At 66.9% G+C, this 2,435-nt stretch carries 4 protein-coding genes; 1 reads left to right on the plus strand and 3 read right to left on the minus strand.

Translation table 11 applies throughout. The annotated features are described in order from the left end of the window. Window positions 1-429, minus strand: a 429-nt coding sequence (locus MQN93_RS43580; protein WP_242713902.1) for an FAD-dependent oxidoreductase, incomplete at its 3' end; no start/stop codon positions are given. 37 nt (window positions 430-466) lie between these two features. Here MQN93_RS43580 and MQN93_RS44145 point away from each other — a divergent pair. Beyond that, a complete protein-coding gene (locus MQN93_RS44145; RefSeq protein ID WP_278191851.1) occupies window positions 467-1,267 on the plus strand; it encodes a sigma-70 family RNA polymerase sigma factor in 801 nt (266 codons plus the stop codon). A 60-nt stretch (window positions 1,268-1,327) separates the two neighbouring features. On the opposite strand, the gene MQN93_RS43590 is transcribed toward MQN93_RS44145, so the two are convergent. Beyond that, complete coding sequence (locus tag MQN93_RS43590; protein ID WP_242713904.1) at window positions 1,328-1,696, minus strand: nuclear transport factor 2 family protein; 369 nt, start codon at window positions 1,694-1,696, stop codon at window positions 1,328-1,330. A gap of 51 nt (window positions 1,697-1,747) precedes the next feature. Beyond that, a partial coding sequence (locus MQN93_RS43595) for an NADP-dependent oxidoreductase (RefSeq protein WP_242713905.1) occupies window positions 1,748-2,435 on the minus strand: 688 nt, incomplete at its 5' end.

Consider the following 2,435-nt stretch of genomic DNA (forward strand, 5'->3'; position numbering starts at 1 on the left):
CGAACCGGTCGCAAGCAGCACATGGCGGCCCTGGACCCGCTGCCCGTTCACGTCGACGGAGGTGGGCGAGGACAGCCGGCCCTCGCCCTCGATGTACGTGATGTCGCGTGCCTTCACCAGGCTGGTCAGACCTCGGCAGAGCCCGGCGACCGTGTCGTCCTTGTAGCGCTGTACGGCCGCCATGTCGACGCTCTCGAAGGAGGCCCTCACCCCGAACAGCTCCGCGTCGCGCATCCGGTCGGCGATCTCGCCCGCGTGCAGCAGGGCCTTGGTGGGGATGCACCCGTTGTGCAGGCAGGTGCCCCCGAGCTTGTACTTCTCCACCATGGCCGTGCGCAGACCGAGTTGGGCACCGCGCAGGGCGGCTGCGTAGCCCGCGCTGCCACCGCCGAGCACTACAAGATCGAAGATCTCGGGGGCTTCTGCCATGTGGGCTTTTCCTTTCGCGTGGTCTGCTTGCGGGTGAATGTCCGGTCGCGTGGTTCCGGGGCCGGCCTCAAGCGATGCGCACACACCCGTGCACCGCCTCACTCCAAGAAAGACCCACCAGGATCGATTCTGCGTCTACGCGCCGTCGCGAATTCCGGTCCGTAAGAACCGGGCCGGGTCTCGCCGCAAATCAAGTAATGCATCCAGAAGCAGAGAGGAGGGGCCCGTGGCGCCGACGCCTCCCCCTCAACGGCCCTCACCCGGGGGACGGAACGAAAGCTGGGCGGAACGTCGCGCCCGGTTTGAGCAGGACGCGCTGGCACATCGGCGATCTCTGCTGGCCACCGCTCGGCGCATGGCGCGTAACCCGGCCGATGCGGAGGACCTTTTGCAGGAGGCCTATGCACGGGCCTATGCGTCGTTCGAGCAGTACCGTCCTGGAACGAATTTCGGCGCGTGGATGCGGAGAATCCTCGTCAACCAGTACATCAGCGCGTACCGAAAGGAACAGCGTCGGCCGCGGCATTACCTCGTGGCAGACGCCGACGCACAGCAACTGCCACAGCACGACGCATACGGACACTCAGCGTTCGCCTCGGCAGAATCCGCCGTACTGGCCCATCTGGCCAGCCCGGACCTCAAGGCAGCCCTCAGCATGGTCCCTCCCGTTCGCCGAACGGCCGTGTATCTGGCGGACGTTGAAGGGTTCAGCTACCGGGAGATCGCGGATTTCATGGGGACCCCGGTCGGCACGGTCATGTCCCGCGTCCACCGGGGCCGGAAGCAGCTACGCAGCCTGCTATTGCCTCGATACGGCAATGGGGAGAAGGCGTCCTGACGGTCGCGTCTTTTCCAATGACCTTGACCGCGTCCCTCACGGCTGGCGGCACACACCGACTCAGCCGGCCAACGTGCCCTGATGGAAGTACAGTCGCCAGCCCGTCTCCGTGGACCGCCACAGGGAACTCCGCCAGACTCGGCGGCCCTGGTTGTCGGCGAAGTAGGTCAGATGAACGATGCCGGGTGCAAGAACAGCCCCGGACATGTCGCTCACCTTGACCGGGGACTCCGGGGAGATGCTGCCGCCGCTTGTCACCGTGAGTATCGACTCCACGTCCCACCACCGTCCGGAAGCCCCGATCTCAGTGAATTCCGGATCCAGAAGCTCCAGGACGCGGTCCGGTGAAGCGCGCACCTCTGGATCGAGAAGGCGCATCTCCCCGTCAACCGCCGCTTGCACCGCCCGCTTTCGCTCATCGTCCGTCATGCAGAAACCCTAGGAACACAGGCCCCCCAGGGACAGCGAATTGTTGCCGCATCACGGACGAACCCGAATGATCGTCTTCCCCCTGACCCGCTCGGTCGGGTTGAGCGCGGCGACGGCGTCGTCCAGGGCCGCCACGGTGCCGATGTTCGTACGCAGCCGCCCGTCCCGTACGCCTTGCACAACCTCACCCAGTTGGGCGCGACTTGGCTCGACGACGAAGTCGATCGAGCGGCGTCCGGCAGGCCGGGCCTCCGGCGGGCCCGCGATCGTCACGAACGTTCCTCCGGGTCGAACCAGGCCCGCGGACCGGGTCCCGATGTCTCCGCCGAAGACATCGAAGACCAGATCGACTCCGTCGAGGTCTTCCAGCATTTCCTCTTCAAGGTCGACGAATTCGTGCGCGCCGAAGTCGAGCGCCCTCTGGCGCCCGTCGGCCCGTCCCGTGCCGATGACGTACGCGCCTGCCTCGCGGGCGAGTTGGCTGGCCATCGAGCCGACCGCGCCTGCCGCGCCGTGCACCAGGACGCGCTGCCCTGCTTGCAGGCGACCGTGCTCGAACAGCCCCTGCCACGCGGTGAGACCCGGCATCACGATGGCCGCGGCGGTGGTGAAGTCGACGTCGCCCGGCAGCGGCGCGAGGTTACGTGCCTCGACGACCACGTACTCAGCGAGCGTGCCGTCGCGAGTCCAGTCCGTGAGGCCGAACACGCGCTGTCCCACCGACAGTCCTGCCGTACCG

It is taken from the genome of Streptomyces spinosisporus (genome assembly GCF_022698145.1).
GTDB lineage: Bacteria > Actinomycetota > Actinomycetes > Streptomycetales > Streptomycetaceae > Streptomyces > Streptomyces spinosisporus.

Bases quoted from the DNA above. Each gene is read 5' to 3' on its own strand.
- MQN93_RS44145 (WP_278191851.1), top strand. From the start codon at position 467: ATGTCCGGTCGCGTGGTTCCGGGGCCGGCCTCAAGCGATGCGCACACA.
- MQN93_RS43590 (WP_242713904.1), bottom strand. From the start codon at position 1,696: ATGACGGACGATGAGCGAAAGCGGGCGGTGCAAGCGGCGGTTGACGGG.